Source organism: Fictibacillus aquaticus, assembly GCF_002245695.1.
Lineage (GTDB): Bacteria > Bacillota > Bacilli > Bacillales > Fictibacillaceae > Fictibacillus > Fictibacillus aquaticus.
In genome coordinates this window covers 438520-454482 of record NZ_NOII01000001.1, presented here as the reverse complement: position 1 = coordinate 454482, position 15963 = coordinate 438520, and the positions used below count along the sequence as shown (strand labels likewise).

The following is a 15963-nucleotide window of genomic DNA, read 5'->3' as shown; positions in this document are numbered from 1 at the left end:
ATGGGGAAAATCACTCAGCTTGATGAGCTTCTTTCAAATAAAATAGCAGCAGGCGAGGTCGTCGAACGGCCCGCATCTGTCGTCAAAGAACTGGTTGAGAATGCAATTGACGCAGATTCGACGAGGATTGAAGTCGAGCTTGAGGAAGGCGGTCTTCACCTTATTCGGGTGCTTGACAACGGAAGCGGCATTGAACCAGATGACTGCGAACTTGCCTTCTCGCGTCATGCGACATCTAAAATAAAACAAGAGCAAGATCTTTACCAAATCCGTACAATGGGCTTCCGGGGAGAGGCGCTGCCAAGCATTGCTTCTGTATCAGAGGTGCATATGACAAGCAGCACGGGAGACGGAGCGGGTGTATCGCTTATTATCAAAAGCGGGCTGATTACGGAAAAAAAGCCGGCAAAAAGCAGGAGAGGAACTGATTTTATAGTCAGGAACCTTTTCTTTAACACGCCTGCCCGGCTGAAACATATGAAGACGATACAGACAGAAATGGCTCATACCGCAGATATTATGAACCGTTTTGCGCTTGCCTATCCTTCAGTCTCATTTCGATTAAAGCATAATGGAAGAGAGATCCTCCATACGACAGGAAACGGTAATCTGCTTCAAGTCATCGCTGCCGTCTATGGGATGCAGACTGCAAAACAGATGATTCCTGTTTCGCTTAAATCACTTGATTATGAAGTGACGGGATATGTTGCTAAGCCTGAAGTGAACAGGGCTTCCCGGTCCTATATGTCATTGTTTATGAACGGACGGTATATACGCAGCTATGGTGTCAATAAGGCTCTCCAAGCCGCATACCATACGCTCCTTCCGATCGGACGTTTCCCTGTGTGCGTTCTTTCAATCACCATGGATCCAGTGCTGATCGATGTGAACGTTCATCCGTCAAAACAGGAAGCGAGGCTGAGCAAGGAGGCTGAATTAGCTGCCCTGATTGAGACCGGAATTAAAAAAGCGCTTCAATCGTCAAGTCTTATTCCAGATGCAGATGCCTTGCAAAAACAACAAGAAAAGAAAAAACAAGCAGAAACTTCGGTCCAAGATGCATTTGTGTTTGAGCATCGTTCTGCGGGTCAGCTTCCAAATGAGGCAGTTCCTGATTATACAGAAAAAAAACCTGCGGAAAAGAGCGAACCAGTCACGCAAGCTGAACGATTCTATGAAAATTCTGCAATGGATTATCCTCAAGAAGCCAGAGTTGATCAAACACAGGATTACTTTGTTGATGGAAGCAGAGAACCGAAAATTCCTGTGCTATATCCGATCGGGCAGATGCACGGAACGTATATTATTGCCCAAAATGAGAAAGGACTGTATTTGATCGATCAGCATGCTGCACAAGAAAGACTGAAATATGAGTATTTCCGTGAGAAGACTTCACAAGTTGAACGAGAGCTTCAGCAGCTGACAGTTCCTTTTACGTTTGAATTTTCATCCAGAGAATTCTTTCTGCTTGAAGAAAGGATGGATCTTCTCAGGCAGGCAGGAGTGTTTTTAGAGCCTTTCGGACAGCATACATTCATGGTCAGAGAGCATCCGCAATGGTTTCCAAATGGCTTTGAGAAGGAAACGATCGAAGATATCATCCAGCAGGTACTGGATGAAAAGAGCATCTCGATCACGAAACTCCGAGAAAAGGCAGCTATTATGATGTCCTGTAAAGGCTCTATTAAGGCGAACCGTCATCTCCGGAACGATGAAATCTTTGCACTTCTGGAGTCTCTCCGCCAATCTGAAGATCCATATACGTGTCCCCATGGCCGTCCGATCACAGTTCATTTGTCCAGCTATGAATTAGAAAAAATGTTTAAAAGAGTTATGTGATGATTTAGCAGCCCTGCAATGTGAATATTAAGGGCTGCTGTTTTTCATTTTCTAACTTCCACTTACTAATATTAAAGGCACCAAAAAAAGCCTGAACAGCTAATTTAAAAAGCTGTGAAACATTTTTTATAGATTCATAATCAAAAGTGTAATAATCGTGTAAAGTGAAAATACAGCGGGTAATCTGTTAAAATGAATAGCATAATTCCACATTAGCAGAGCATTCAATCTCCGTTTATTTTTAAAAGAATAAAATGCAGGAGCTGCTATATGAAAGAAAAATTAATTGTCGTTGCAGGACCGACGGCGGTCGGAAAGACAAAAACAAGTGTTGAACTGGCGAAAGCTTTGAATGGGGAAGTCATCAGCGGTGACTCGATGCAAATATATAGAAAGCTTGATATAGGAACTGCTAAGATAACAAAACAAGAAATGGAAGGTATTCCGCATCATCTGATCGACATCAAAGATCCTCATGAATCTTTCTCGGCCGCTGAATTTCAGACGCGTGCCTCAAAACTGATTACAGAGATCAACGGCAGAGGAAAAGTACCGATCATCGCTGGCGGCACAGGTCTCTATATACGAGCCGTTACCCATGGGTATGAATTTAACAGTTCTGGCAGCAATCCGGAAATGAGAAAACAGTTTGAAAAGGCAGCAGAAGAACAAGGCGGAGAACACCTCCATCGTCTTTTGATTGAACGGAATCCTGTAGCGGCTTCTCAAATTCATCCAAATAATGTGCGCCGTGTAATCAGGGCTCTAGAAATTTCTTATGCCGGTACAGCGGATGAGGGCGGGACTAAGAATGCAGGAACTCCTTATGAACTTGCGATGGTTGGTCTTGAGATGGAACGAAGCAGGCTTTACGAGAGGATTAACGAAAGAGTCGACTTGATGTTTAAACAGGGACTGCTGAAAGAAGCGAAATGGCTGTTTGACCAGCATATTGAAGGTTCCCAATCCGTATTGGCGATCGGCTACAAAGAACTGTTCCCTTATTTCAGGCAGGAAATGACTCTAGACGAAGCAGCAGAGCTGCTCAAACGGAATTCAAGGAGATATGCAAAAAGGCAGCTGACTTGGTTCAAAAATCAGACTGATGCAACATGGTTTGATATGGGGGAAAAGCCGTTCCATGAAAAATTTAACGAAATTTTATATTTTGTTGAAGGAGAAATAACGAAGTAAAGAGAATGTATACTTTGTAGTGCGCATAGAGGAGGACTGTGAAAAAATGAAGCAAACCGTTAATATTCAGGACCAATACTTAAACCAGCTTCGAAGAGAGAATATTTATGTTACCGTGTATTTATTGAATGGCTTTCAACTGAAAGGATTGGTGAAAGGATTCGATAACTTTACGGTCGTCCTTGAAGCAGAAGGCAAGCAGCATCTTATTTATAAGCACGCCATTTCCACGTTTACTCCGTCTAGACCGGTAGACCTTCAATCGTCTGCTGAATAAAAGAACAATCATCAAAACAAACGTAAAAAAAGCCTTCCTCACTGGAAGGCTTTTTTCTATGTCTAAAGCTGGGCATAGCTGCGATAGCGCTTTAAAGAGAGCAGAGCTTTTAGTCCGAGCATTTGCTTCAGCTCGTCATCGTCTGCTCCTTCTTGAATCAGCGATAAAATGTAGGATCGCCTGAAATGCTGTGCTGATAATCCATTCCTTAAGCCCCCGCGCCTGATTTCTTGACGGAGCATCTTCTGAATGGCGATAATCGTCAGCGGTTTTGGCGAATTCAGTTCATAATCCCATCGAAATGTACCCCTCTGGTAATCAAATGCTGCGAATAGAGGATCTTTCGAACGTGCTCTAGGCCTGACAGGTTCAGGTATGCTTTGAAGATATTCCATAAGAATAATTTGGTCTTCTTTAGAGAGGCTGCAAGTCCTTGTCGGAAGATGAAGCTCTTTATGATGAGGGCTCACATCCTTCATGGTAATCTGGTTCAGCTCCTGCATCGAAAGGCCGTGGAAAACAAGCAGCCTTAATATGGCTTTGTTTCGAGGGATGAGAAGGTGGCGGTGTTTCAGCTGATTCTCAGTAAGCCCTTCATCTGATGAAATAACAGAGAACAATTTTTCGATTTCACCGTCTTTCGCAAAATCCTCGTCAGACAATTCAGCGCTGTGACTAGTCCTTTCCATATGGAAAGGATTAGCTGTGAGCTGTCCGTTTTTTACTAAATAGACCCCAAGTCTTTTCAGAACAGTCTCTACCCTTGTAAGTGTAGATGATGAATATTTTCGCTGCATCGATAAAAATTGATAATACTCTTTTGTATCTTTTTTTGTCAGACTCCTAAGCTCCTGAAGATGGTCTTCTTCAAAATTCACTCGCATCCATGCAAAATAATCGTGCAGGTCATAGTAATAGCGCCTAATCGTGCTGTCTTTTAAACCATCCTTTTTAAGCGTCAAAAGATATTGCTCCGCATAATCGGGTATATGTGGGAAATGCTCCATCTTTATCACACCTGTCCTTTTATTACCATTATAACAAATGTGCATTTCTGCATGAATAAATACCACTTCTGCATTTAACACTATAAAAAACAAAGGATGTGGCTTTTATGAAAAAAAAGGCAGCAGCGGCAAGCCTGATTGGAGCACTCTTGCTTGCTGGGTGCGGAAATTTATTTACGAAGGAAAAAGACCAGCATTATCGTAACCCATCAAAAATTAGCCACGATATGCCAAATTCTCAGAATGATTCTCCAGTTGTTGAAGAGAAAAGCTCTGAAATCCATTATGCAAAAGAAATAAGTGATCTTGCGGACAAGGTGGCGGGTGTTAAAAAGAGCCATGTTATTGTGACGGGAGATACTACTTTAGTTGGAATAGAAACTGAACAAAACTCATCAGTTAAAGAAGATAACGTTCTCAGACAAAACGTATATGATTCCATAAAGGGAAATTCTCATGGCAGAAATGCAGCGATTACAACGAATCGTGAAAAAGTCCAAGAAATTAAGAAGCTCGGTCTGGAAATCGGCCGCGGCAGACATGATATGAAAGGTAAGATCTATAATAAAGTGGGAGTCCTCATTGGACAGATACCTCCCGTTAAAAACCATTATAAAAACGGTAAAATGGAAGATGCAAAAAAAGAGGAAGGCAACGAAAACAGAACAGATATATATGAATGAATTATTTCCGAGGGAAGCGCAGGACTCGACAAGATAAGCATCAAAAAAAGCTGAACCGCAAAGGGCCAGCTTTTTTCTTATTGATAAAATTAAACCGTTTCTTGTTCTGTAAGAGCGATGTCTGCATCATCATCAGCAGGCTTGCCGGATTTTAGCTTGCCAACAAGGAAGCTTGCGATCGCGATTGCAATGAGAGAGTATAGAGCATTACTTAAGCCTACTATAAATGCAGCTGAAAGAACGATGATCATGTCGGTTACAAACAGCGTCAGTCCCCTGTTTATTGAAAGGAACTGTTCAAAATAGACAGCAAGAATGTGTATTCCGCCAAGAGAAGAACCTTGGTTCAATACCATGCTTACTCCGGTCCCGATTAGAAGACCTGATGCTGTTGCAGCAGCGAGAGGCGGCAGAGCAGGAAGACTGAGAGTATCAAAAGCATCAGACACGAACGAGATCAGAATGATGCACAATAGTGTGGATAAAGAAAACGTCCAGCCCAGCCTTTTGACGGATAAATAGAAAAAGGGCAGATTGACTAAGAAGAATAGCATCCCCCATGAAAGTTCAAAGGTGAACGACAGCAAGGTAGCGATGCCGGCCGTTCCGCCAAAGGTCAGAGAGCTGATCGTAAGCAGCTTAGTTCCAGCTGCTGTCAGCAGCAGCCCTGCAAACACGAGCAGAGCTTGTTTCGTACGGTTCATATATTGTTTCCTCCAGTATCTATAAAACAAAAACAAATTGAATTTAATGCTAATATTTATTCATCATATTTTGGTAAACGCTTTCAAAGCAATATGTTTTGAAAATGTTGGAATTGTATAATAATTCGTGGAATCGCTATGTCGTAGAAACGGGCCATTATTCATACATATAAGAAGAGGCATTTCGAGTTTGTTGAAGGATCGCGAGACGTACATGAAGAGTCAGCAGAAGAGGGGTGAACATCCTTGAATGAACCAATGACCGCAAAAAACAAAAGGCAGATCAACATCGTATTGAACCAGCCAGCTGAAAAAGAAAAAGAGAAAGAAGAGTCACAGCTGTTTCAAGAAAAGAAACTAACCGAGATAGAAGGTCATCTGCCGCTGGTGAAAATTGAAAAAGAGCTGAATAAATTAGTCGGCATGGATGACTTCAAATACTTCGTTAAAGAAATTTATGCATGGCTTTATATTAACAAGTGCCGTCAGGAAATAGGACTCAAGACAGAAAAACAAGCTCTTCATATGATGTTTAAAGGAAATCCAGGGACAGGAAAGACTACGGTAGCACGTCTTCTAGGAGTCCTGTTCCACGATATGAACGTACTTTCTAAGGGACACCTGATTGAAGCTGAAAGGGCCGATCTTGTCGGAGAATACATTGGTCATACGGCTCAAAAAACGAGGGATCTGATTAAAAAAGCATCAGGAGGAATTCTTTTTATCGATGAAGCTTATTCTCTTGGACGCGGGGGAGAAAAAGACTTCGGTAAAGAAGCTGTGGATACGCTCGTAAAGGCGATGGAAGACCAGCAGCATTCTTTTATCCTCATACTTGCAGGCTATTCTCAGGAGATGGACCGTTTTCTAAAGCTTAATCCCGGCCTGCCCTCCCGTTTCCCGCTGATTATGCAGTTTCCAGACTATACGGTAGATGAGTTGATGGAGATTGGCATGCGGATGGTAGAAGAGCGTGAATATATTATGACGAAAGAATGTTCTTGGAAGCTGAAGCAGCATCTGCAGAAAGTCATCCTTGAACATGGAAAAAGTTCGTTCTCAAATGGCAGATACGTAAGGAATATAGTTGAAAAAGCTATTCGCAGACAATCAGTAAGATTATTAAAAGAGTTGCGGCATGACAAAAAGACGCTGATGACTTTACTGAGTGATGACCTTCTTCTGGATTAGAAGTGCTGATTTTGATATGATGAGAGAAGATTATAGGCAAGGAGAATTTCATTGAACGAAACGACTAACCAAACAGCCGAAAAAGCCATTCTCGTCGGATGCCAGCTTTCCAGGCAGACTGACGAGCATTTTTTTTATTCGCTTGAAGAACTTAAATCATTGACTGAAACAGCACAGGGAACTGTTGCTGCTGTTGTCACTCAAAAACGGGACCGCTATGATTCTGCAACGTACATCGGGAGTGGTAAGATTGAAGAGATAACAGCGCTCGAGGAAGAACTTGAAGCTGATCTTATTATCTTTAATGGTGAGCTTACTCCGAGCCAAAACCGGAATTTATCCCGCATTTTTTCTGCTCGTGTCATCGACAGGACCCAGCTGATTTTAGATATTTTTGCTATTCGGGCACGGTCTCGTGAAGGAAAGCTGCAGGTGGAGCTAGCACAGCTTGAATATATGCTGCCAAGGCTGTCAGGTATCGGCGTAAGTCTATCCAGACTAGGTGGAGGAATCGGTACTAGAGGGCCTGGTGAAACAAAGCTTGAAAAAGACAGACGCCATATCCGTTCAAGAATACACGAGTTAAAGCGTTCACTTCAGCAGATTGCAAGTCACAGAGACAGACATCGCGGCAGGAGAAATTCCACGGGCGTTATTCAGGCTGCTCTTGTCGGTTATACGAATGCAGGCAAATCAACAATATTTAACAGACTTACTGAAGCTGGAACATATGAAGAGAATCAGCTGTTCGCCACCCTTGATCCGCTGACACGCAAGCTCAAGCTGCCTCATGGCTTTAGTGTTCTTGTCAGTGATACAGTCGGATTCATACAGGATCTTCCAACTTCTCTTATTGCAGCATTCCGCTCAACACTTGAGGAGGCGAAGGAAGCCGATCTGCTTCTGCATGTAATTGACGGTTCGCACGAAGACAGAGTTCAGCATGAACGGACAGTCAGCAAAATATTGAACGAGCTTGGAGCGTCCAATATACCGGTTTTAACGGTTTATAACAAAAAAGATTTATTTGAAGAGGAATTTGTGCCTTCTGAAACTTCCTCCATTTCTATCTCGGCTAAGTCAATGGATGACATAAGCCAGCTAAAAGACCGAGTCGAAAAGGAAATCATGAAACAGATGGAATACTATCATGTTGAAGTTTCGGCAGAAGATGGAAAACGGCTGTCTGCACTGAAAGCAGAGACAATCCTAATTGACCAGCATTTTAACGAAGATAAAGGGCTTTATGAATGCAAAGGTTATGCCCCGGTGAACTATCATAATTCAGAACGCAACGAAACAAAGGAGTAGACCATGTTTTCAGAATTTAAGTACGGCAGCATATTGAACAAAATAAGCGAAGAAGCAGAAGCTGCCATTGCCAAACAGCATAAGAAAATTGACCAGACAGCAGAGTATAACCAGCTAAAGGTACTGAAAAGTTTTCGTAAGAACAATGTCGGCGACCATCACTTTACACCTTCAACAGGATACGGTTATGACGACAATGGACGAGATACACTTGAGAAGGTGTATGCGGATGTTTTCAGAGCAGAGGCAGCCATTGTTCGGCCGCAGATTATTTCCGGTACACATGCGATCGCGCTCTCTCTTTTTGGCGTCCTTCTTCCGGGTGACGAACTATTGTATATTACGGGTAAACCGTATGACACACTAGAAGAGATTGTCGGTTTAAGAGGAAGCGGTCAAGGCTCATTGAAAGAGCTCGGAATCGGCTATCATCATGCAGACCTGACTTCAGAAGGAAAAGTTGATTTTGATGCGGTGAAAAACTTAATAACAGAAAATACAAAAATGATCGGCATCCAGCGTTCTAAAGGATACGCAGACCGTCCTTCGTTCACCATCTCAGAAATTGAGGAGATGGTTTCCTTTGTAAAAAGTATTAAAAATGATGTAGTTGTATTCGTTGACAACTGTTACGGAGAATTCGTCGAAGAGCGTGAGCCTTGCGAGGCAGGCGCTGACCTTATCGCGGGTTCTCTCATAAAAAACCCTGGCGGCGGCCTAGCCAAAACGGGGGGCTACATCGCTGGCAGGAAAGATCTCGTCGAGCGGTGCGGTTACAGGCTGACGTCTCCTGGAATCGGTACAGAAGCTGGAGCCTCCCTGTACAGTCTGCTCGAAATGTATCAAGGGTTCTTTCTCGCACCGCATGTAACAGCTCAGGCATTGAAAGGAGCTGTTTTTACGGCCGCGTTTCTCGAAATGATCGGAATGAACACGAATCCTTCTTTTGACAGCAAACGCACAGATCTTATTCAGTCCGTAATATTCCATGATAGAGAGAGAATGATCGCGTTCTGCCAGGCTATTCAGTCCGTCTCTCCCGTGAATTCGTTTGCTATGCCTTACCCTGATTACATGCCTGGCTATGAGGATGATGTCATTATGGCAGCAGGCACGTTTATTCAAGGTGCCAGCATTGAATTGACAGCAGACGGTCCACTGAGACCTCCTTATATAGCATTCGTTCAGGGCGGACTGACATATGAACATGTCAAAATCGCTATACTGACAGCAGCTGATCAATTGCTTGCTAAGGAACTGATTCCTGTGCCGGAACAATTCAATAAATTATTTTAAGTAACATTGGGCAGACTCATGAAGAGTGCGTAAAGCGTTCGGGTCTGCTTTTTTTTATGGTTAATAAGCTGAAAATAGCCCATTTTAAACTGCTTTAAAAAAAGTATGTTAATTTTTCTAACATGTGTTGACATGTGAGAAGATATAACATAAGATAGCATTAGTTGAAGGGGGCGCGAAATTATGAATGACCATAACAGAAGAAACATGCCGCTGTTTCCGATTAGCATCGTGATGCAGCTGACAGAACTGTCAGCGCGCCAGATCCGATATTATGAGGAACATGAACTGATCCACCCTGCAAGAACAGAAGGGAATCGCAGGCTGTTTTCTTTTAATGACGTTGATAAGCTGCTCGAAATCAAAACACTGCTCGAACAAGGCGTAAACATGGCCGGCATCAAGCGAGTTTTTGAACTGAACAGTCAGGCCGCAGCCCAGATCCTTCATCAGGCACAAAAGAACAATCAAGAAGAAATTTCGGAATCGGCGATTTACCGCCAGCTGAAGCGGGAATTGCTTCACGGGGGCCGTTTTGGAAAAGCTTCTTTGATACAGGGTGAATTATCCCGATTCATGAAACAATAGTAAACATTTTGATTTACAATCTAAGGAGGAGACTATTTTGGCAAAATTCACACGAGAAGACATTATTAAAAAAGTCAAGGAAGAGGGCGTGCGTTTTATCCGCTTGCAGTTCACTGATCTGCTGGGAGTAATTAAAAACGTTGAGATTCCTGCCAGCCAGCTTGACAAAGCACTTGATAACAAAATGATGTTCGACGGATCTTCTATCGAAGGATTTGTCCGTATTGAAGAATCAGATATGTACCTATATCCAGACCTTGATACATTTGTGGTCTTCCCATGGACTTCAGAAAAAGGCAAAGTAGCCCGTCTTATCTGTGACATTTATAATTCAGACTTAACACCTTTTGCAGGAGACCCTCGCGGTGTTCTCAAGCGTGTACTTAAAGAAATGGAAGAGCTTGGATACACAGACTTTAACATCGGACCTGAGCCGGAATTCTTCTTGTTCAAAAACGATGAAAAAGGCGAGCCGACGCTTGAATTGAATGATAAAGGCGGATATTTTGACCTTGCACCGACAGATCTTGGTGAAAACTGCCGCCGTGATATCGTGCTTGAGCTTGAGGACATGGGCTTTGAAATTGAAGCTTCTCACCATGAAGTTGCTCCAGGACAGCACGAAATTGACTTTAAATATGCAGATGCAATCGCAACGTGCGACAATATCCAGACATTTAAGCTTGCAGTTAAGACTATCGCTCGCAAGCACGGTCTACACGCTACATTCATGGCGAAGCCGCTTTTTGGTGTGAATGGTTCCGGTATGCACGCGAACATGTCATTGTTTAAAGGCAAGGATAACGCGTTCTACGATGAGAGCACAAAAACGGGCTTAAGCGAAACAGCTATGCATTTCCTTGCTGGAATCCTGAAACACGCGCAAGGCTTTACAGCTGTTACTAACCCGACAGTAAACTCATACAAGCGACTAGTTCCAGGCTATGAAGCACCTTGTTATGTTGCATGGTCTATGAGAAACCGCAGCCCGCTTATCCGTATCCCGGCTTCCCGCGGCGTATCAACTCGTATTGAGGTTCGAAGTGTTGATCCGACAGCTAACCCTTACCTAGCGATGGCAGTACTTCTTGCAGCAGGACTTGATGGAATCAAGAACAAGCTTCAAGCTCCAAAAGCAATTGACCGCAACATCTATGTGATGGATAAGGAAGAGCGCGAAGCAGAAGGCATCTCAGATCTTCCAGCAACATTGAAAGAAGCTCTTGAAAGCCTTAAAAAGGACAGCGTCATGATGGAAGCTCTTGGAGAGCACGCTTCAGAACACTTCATTGAAGCAAAAGAAATCGAGTGGGATATGTTCCGTACACAGGTTCACCCATGGGAACGCGAACAATATATGAGCATGTACTAAAATTCAGGCCCCTGACATTTGTCAGGGGTTTTTTGAATTCTAGGAGAGGGTTCTTTTACTTGAAAACTGTTTACGGATTAACATTGACAAGAGAAAGAAATTAATGTAATTTGTGTGTACATGCAAATTAAAGGGTGTTTACTTATGGAAAATAGCAGTGTGGACAATTGTTTATTAGATAATTGCCTGTATTTTACCGTTAATAAGCTTTCAAGAGCGATCACAAGAATGGCGGAGGATTCTTTTAAAAAAACTGGATTGTCTCCGACCCATGCGTTTTTGCTCATGCTTGTGAACCAAAAGCCGGGCATCTCGCAATCTGAGTTAGCAGAGCAGCTTCATATGATGCCTTCAACGATCACTCGATTTATTGATAAGCTGGTCATTAAAAGTCTTATCGAACGAAAGGCAGAGGGGAAAAGGTCTTTAATTTTCCCTACAGATGCAGGGGAAAATATGCAGCAAGAAATACAATCCGCATGGAAAGACCTTTACCGAAATTACTCAGCAGTTCTTGGTGAAGATGCAGGAAAAGACCTGACTAAATTAATACGTGAAGCAGGAAATACGTTAGAATGATAAAAATAATCCATCGCTGGGCGAATGCTCTGGCTTTGGATTTTTTTTATTTTATTGAATGGGAGAGTACAAGAAAAAAGTTTAAAATAATAACAAATGACAAATTATAATATTTGTCATTTGTTATTATTGCTGTTATAGTCATGATATGAAAGTTTAGGAGGGGAAAATAATGAAAACAAGAAAAATTGGAACTGATGGCGCGCAGGTCTCAGCCATAGGTTTAGGCTGCATGGGTATGTCTGATCTATATGGCAGTGCAGACAGGGAAGAAAGCATCGCTACTATTCATGAGGCGATGGAAAAAGGTGTCACGCTTTTTGATACAGGTGATTTTTATGGAGTAGGTCACAATGAACTTCTGCTAAATGAGGCATTTAAAGGTACGAAGCGTGAGAACGCATTTATTGCTGTTAAAACAGGCGTATTGAGGTCGCCAGGCGGAGGATGGATCGGGATTGATAACCGTCCGCAGTCCATCAAGAACTCACTAGCTTATACACTTCAGCGCTTAGGGGTCGATTATATCGACCTATATCAGCCAGCGCGAATCGATCCAGCCATTCCGATCGAAGAAACCATTGGAGCCATGGCTGACTTAGTAAAAGAAGGGTACGTTAAGCATATCGGTCTATCTGAAGCGAATGCTGAAACGGTAAAGAAAGCACATGCTGTTCATCCTATCAGCTGGCTGCAAATTGAGTATTCTCTGTTCAGCCGCGGGATTGAAGCGGAAATCCTTCCAACATTGCGTGAGCTTGGAATCTCTCTGTCTGCATACGGAGTTCTATCCAGAGGTCTGCTGAGCGGTAAATGGTCAAAAGAAAGACAGGCACAAGTTGATTTCCGTTCGTTTGCACCACGCTTTATGGGAGATAATCTGGATAAGAATCTAGAGCTGGTCGAAGCGCTTCGAGGGATTGCTGAAGAAAAACTAACCACAGTCGCTCAGCTCGCGATCGCATGGGTGTTATCTCAAGGTGATGATGTGATCCCATTGATCGGCGCACGCAAACGTTCACACTTGCAGGATGCGTTCAATGCACTCGAACTTCATCTAAGTGAAGCGGATCTTGCAAAAATTGAAAATGCTGTACCTGCTGAAGCTGTAGCGGGAACTCGTTATGCAGCTGAGCAGATGGCGATATTAGGAGTAGAATAATACATGGCAGAGCCTTTAACAAAAGAAGAAATTTTAGATGCGGCTGAACAGGTGTTCCGGCGATTTGGCCTTGAAAAAACATCTGTTGTAGATGTGGCGCGCCTGTTGAATGTCAGTCATGGAACACTGTACCGGCATTACGCAAGCAAGGCTGAACTTCGTGAGGCAGTGGCAGGACGGTGGCTGAAAAGTGTGTCAGTGCCGCTTTCAAAAATAATTAATGAAGAACTTAGTCCCGTCGATAAAGTGAAGAAGTGGCTTAACGCGCTTATAACAGTGAAGAAAACAAAAGCAGCAGAAGATCCAGAGCTTTTTGCTGTGTATAGTGCCCTTGCTGAGGATTCAGTAGAGATTATTAAAAGCCATATACATGATCTTATCACACAGCTCGAAAAAATAATTGAAGAGGGAATGAAGCATAAGGATGTAAATACAGACAATCCTCACAGCTTGGCGGCGGCTATTTTTTATGCAACTGCCCGTTTCCACCATCCTGCACTATCAAAAGAATGGTCATCCCCCGATATTGACAAAGAATTTCAGCTGGTTTGGGGACTAATACAATCAGGACTGAAAAACTAAGCACAAAAAAACCGCCAGCTGGCGGTTTTTTTAATGAATAGTGCGGTATACACCGATCACTTTTCCAAGAATAGTGACGGATGGGAGGCGGATCGGCGCCATGGATGAATTTTCAGGCTGAAGGCGGATATGATCTTTTTCTTTAAAGAAACGTTTAACGGTTGCTTCATCATCTTCAGTCATTGCGACGATGATGTCGCCGTTGTTAGCTGTCTGCTGCTGTCTGACGACGACTAAATCATGGTTCAGGATGCCGGCCTCGATCATACTGTCTCCGACAACCTTCAGCATGAATACCTGATCATCTCCCACCATGTGATCGGGAAGTGGGAAATAATCCTCCACATTTTCAATCGCACTTATTGGCAGGCCCGCAGTTACCTTACCGATAACAGGGATCTGGATGCTTTTGTTCGGGGAAAAACTTTCTTCAAGTCCTAATACTTCAATAGCTCTTGGTTTTGTAGGATCTCTTCTGATCAATCCCTTTTTCTCCAGGCGTGCTAAGTGTCCGTGGACGGTAGAGCTTGAGGCTAGTCCAACGGCTTCTCCAATTTCCCTTACAGAAGGCGGATACCCTTTTTGGTTTACTTCGAGCTTGATGAAATCAAGTATATCAAGCTGTCTTCTCGATAATTTTGACATGCTGCCACCTCGTTTACTGAAATCTCTTACAAAAAGTATAGCATGGGAAAAGTAAGGATACAAACATAAGTTCGAGAAAAAGGTTTGACACGAACAATTGTTCGGTGTAAACTCAACTTAATCAAACAAATGTTCGGTAAGGGGAGATTGGAAAATGAAAAATGGTGTATTGCATGTTATGTTCTTTATAATGGTAGCTGTGCTTATGGTTTTTTCTGTGACAGATCTTTCAGCTGAAGAAAACAGCTACAGAACTATCACGGTAAAAGAGGGCGACTCACTATGGAGTATCGCTGAAGAATTTGGGCATAAGCATTCATTTGAATCAAAGGAGTTTATTTCATGGGTGGAAAAGAAAAACAACTTGCATACACCGCAGCTTCAGCCGGGGCAGCACCTTATAATTCCAGTAAAGAACAGCTGAATGGCGGCAGGGCGTATGAGCGTGCGGTCATTTATGCAAGGGTGAGTACGGAGAAAGATGAACAAGAAGTATCGCTGGAGAGACAAAAGGAAGAACTGTCAGAACTTGCTTCTGCCAACAGTATGGAAGTGGCAGCTGTTATTTCAGAAAAAGCAAGCGGGTTTTCCCTTGAACGGGATGGCATGCTGAACGTGCTTGACATGGCGCGTAATGATGAATTCGAATGCCTGCTCATCCAAGACGAAACACGTCTTGGAAGAGGGAAAGTGAAAATGGCCATCCTCCACCAGCTTTTGAAGCTGGGTAAAAAAATATATACATATTCAGGATTCGGAGAATATCGCCTTTCGGAGGCAGACGAAATGGTATTCGAGATTGTTTCAGCCGTAGAAGAATACCAGCGGAAGCTTCATAATATGAAAATTCGGCGCGGAATGAAGCGGGCTGTCGAGAATGGATACCAGCCCGAAAGGAACTTGGAAAATATAAGAAAGGGCGGAAGAGAGAAAAAAGAAGCTCCCATATCTGAGATTGTCCGGCTTAGAGAAAAGAAGCTGACATTCAAAGATATTGCCCTCACTTTAAACGGACTAGGCTATCCTATATCAAAAGCTACAGTTAATAGAAGATACATGGAATATTTGGAAACGGAAGCAAAAAAGTAGCCATGACCGTTTTTTTTTTGTACGATGTAAGAAGTGTATGTACACACGGCTCTATAATCTTTAACAGCAGCGCACGGAACAAGGTGCGTCCTAGAATAGCCATAAAAGGAGTGTGAACGATGCTTCCGAAATCTAAAATTGACAGAATCAATGCTTTAGCTAAAAAAGCAAAAAAAGATGGATTGACAATAGAAGAAAGCAATGAACAGAAAGCTCTTCGAAAAGAATATCTGCAAACATTCCGTCAGTCATTCACAAGTGATCTACATTCTCTTAAATTTGTAGATCCTAACGGTGACGATGTAACACCGGAAAAATTAAAGCAAAGCAAAAACCAGTCAGGAATGAAGCATTAACAAAAAATCCGCCATTGCAATTGCGCAATGGCGGATTTTTTTTGTTGCATAATTTTCTGAAAAGTATATACTGTTATATAACAACATT

Annotated in this window: 18 protein-coding genes; 15 read left to right on the top strand and 3 right to left on the bottom strand. The window is 42.8% G+C overall.

From position 1 onward, the window contains the following. The 3 genes from mutL to hfq all read left to right on the top strand — a co-directional run bounded on the left by mutL (window position 1) and on the right by hfq (window position 3310). The gene (mutL, locus tag CGZ90_RS02430) at window positions 1–1839 is read left to right on the top strand and encodes a DNA mismatch repair endonuclease MutL (protein WP_094250738.1); all 1839 of its coding nucleotides are present in this window, start codon (window positions 1–3) and stop codon (window positions 1837–1839) included. A 270-nt stretch (window positions 1840–2109) separates the two neighbouring features. Beyond that, window positions 2110–3033 (top strand): tRNA (adenosine(37)-N6)-dimethylallyltransferase MiaA, encoded by a 924-nt coding sequence (miaA, locus tag CGZ90_RS02425; protein ID WP_094250737.1) that lies wholly within the window; start codon window positions 2110–2112, stop codon window positions 3031–3033. 46 nt (window positions 3034–3079) lie between these two features. Continuing rightward, window positions 3080–3310, top strand: a complete 231-nt coding sequence (hfq, locus tag CGZ90_RS02420) for an RNA chaperone Hfq (protein ID WP_094250736.1) — start codon at window positions 3080–3082, stop codon at window positions 3308–3310. Window positions 3311–3372: 62 nt separating this feature from the next. Here the strand turns inward: hfq and CGZ90_RS02415 are convergent, their stop codons facing one another. Further along, window positions 3373–4317: a tyrosine-type recombinase/integrase gene (locus CGZ90_RS02415; protein WP_165766743.1), complete on the bottom strand. Its 945-nt coding sequence runs from the start codon at window positions 4315–4317 to the stop codon at window positions 3373–3375. A 107-nt stretch (window positions 4318–4424) separates the two neighbouring features. On the opposite strand from CGZ90_RS02415, the gene CGZ90_RS02410 reads away from it, so the two are divergent. Beyond that, a complete protein-coding gene (locus tag CGZ90_RS02410; protein WP_094250734.1) occupies window positions 4425–5000 on the top strand; it encodes a YhcN/YlaJ family sporulation lipoprotein in 576 nt (191 codons plus the stop codon). A gap of 89 nt (window positions 5001–5089) precedes the next feature. Here the strand turns inward: CGZ90_RS02410 and CGZ90_RS02405 are convergent, their stop codons facing one another. Then, the gene (locus CGZ90_RS02405; protein ID WP_094250733.1) at window positions 5090–5704 is read right to left on the bottom strand and encodes a YitT family protein; all 615 of its coding nucleotides are present in this window, start codon (window positions 5702–5704) and stop codon (window positions 5090–5092) included. A gap of 246 nt (window positions 5705–5950) precedes the next feature. On the opposite strand from CGZ90_RS02405, the gene spoVK reads away from it, so the two are divergent. The 8 genes from spoVK (at window position 5951) to CGZ90_RS02365 (ending at window position 13785) form a co-directional block, all read left to right on the top strand. After that, window positions 5951–6895 carry a stage V sporulation protein K gene (gene spoVK, locus CGZ90_RS02400; protein ID WP_133063541.1) on the top strand — a complete coding sequence of 315 codons (945 nt, stop codon included), beginning with the start codon at window positions 5951–5953 and terminating at the stop codon, window positions 6893–6895. Window positions 6896–6946: 51 nt separating this feature from the next. Further along, entirely contained in the window at window positions 6947–8206 is a 1260-nt protein-coding gene (gene hflX, locus CGZ90_RS02395) for a GTPase HflX (protein WP_094250732.1), read from the top strand. Window positions 8207–8209: 3 nt separating this feature from the next. Next, on the top strand, window positions 8210–9502 hold the full coding sequence (locus CGZ90_RS02390) for a methionine gamma-lyase family protein (protein ID WP_094250731.1): 1293 nt from the start codon (window positions 8210–8212) through the stop codon (window positions 9500–9502). Window positions 9503–9685: 183 nt separating this feature from the next. Continuing rightward, window positions 9686–10090: a MerR family transcriptional regulator gene (locus CGZ90_RS02385; protein ID WP_094250730.1), complete on the top strand. Its 405-nt coding sequence runs from the start codon at window positions 9686–9688 to the stop codon at window positions 10088–10090. Window positions 10091–10127: 37 nt separating this feature from the next. Next, entirely contained in the window at window positions 10128–11462 is a 1335-nt protein-coding gene (gene glnA, locus CGZ90_RS02380; protein ID WP_094250729.1) for a type I glutamate--ammonia ligase, read from the top strand. Window positions 11463–11606: 144 nt separating this feature from the next. Beyond that, a complete protein-coding gene (locus CGZ90_RS02375; RefSeq protein ID WP_094250728.1) occupies window positions 11607–12041 on the top strand; it encodes a MarR family winged helix-turn-helix transcriptional regulator in 435 nt (144 codons plus the stop codon). Window positions 12042–12213: 172 nt separating this feature from the next. Continuing rightward, window positions 12214–13203: an aldo/keto reductase gene (locus CGZ90_RS02370; RefSeq protein WP_094250727.1), complete on the top strand. Its 990-nt coding sequence runs from the start codon at window positions 12214–12216 to the stop codon at window positions 13201–13203. A gap of 3 nt (window positions 13204–13206) precedes the next feature. Beyond that, the gene (locus tag CGZ90_RS02365) at window positions 13207–13785 is read left to right on the top strand and encodes a TetR/AcrR family transcriptional regulator (RefSeq protein ID WP_094250726.1); all 579 of its coding nucleotides are present in this window, start codon (window positions 13207–13209) and stop codon (window positions 13783–13785) included. A gap of 30 nt (window positions 13786–13815) precedes the next feature. Here the strand turns inward: CGZ90_RS02365 and lexA are convergent, their stop codons facing one another. Continuing rightward, window positions 13816–14430, bottom strand: a complete 615-nt coding sequence (gene lexA, locus CGZ90_RS02360) for a transcriptional repressor LexA (RefSeq protein WP_094250725.1) — start codon at window positions 14428–14430, stop codon at window positions 13816–13818. 154 nt (window positions 14431–14584) lie between these two features. Between lexA and yneA the strand changes: the two genes are divergently transcribed. The 3 genes from yneA to CGZ90_RS02345 all read left to right on the top strand — a co-directional run bounded on the left by yneA (window position 14585) and on the right by CGZ90_RS02345 (window position 15875). Next, on the top strand, window positions 14585–14854 hold the full coding sequence (yneA, locus tag CGZ90_RS02355; RefSeq protein WP_094250724.1) for a cell division suppressor protein YneA: 270 nt from the start codon (window positions 14585–14587) through the stop codon (window positions 14852–14854). Further along, window positions 14773–15519 carry a YneB family resolvase-like protein gene (locus CGZ90_RS02350; protein WP_094250723.1) on the top strand — a complete coding sequence of 249 codons (747 nt, stop codon included), beginning with the start codon at window positions 14773–14775 and terminating at the stop codon, window positions 15517–15519. Before yneA ends, CGZ90_RS02350 begins: the two co-directional genes overlap by 82 nt. A gap of 119 nt (window positions 15520–15638) precedes the next feature. Further along, on the top strand, window positions 15639–15875 hold the full coding sequence (locus CGZ90_RS02345) for a DUF896 domain-containing protein (protein WP_094250722.1): 237 nt from the start codon (window positions 15639–15641) through the stop codon (window positions 15873–15875). Window positions 15876–15963 lie beyond the last annotated feature (88 nt).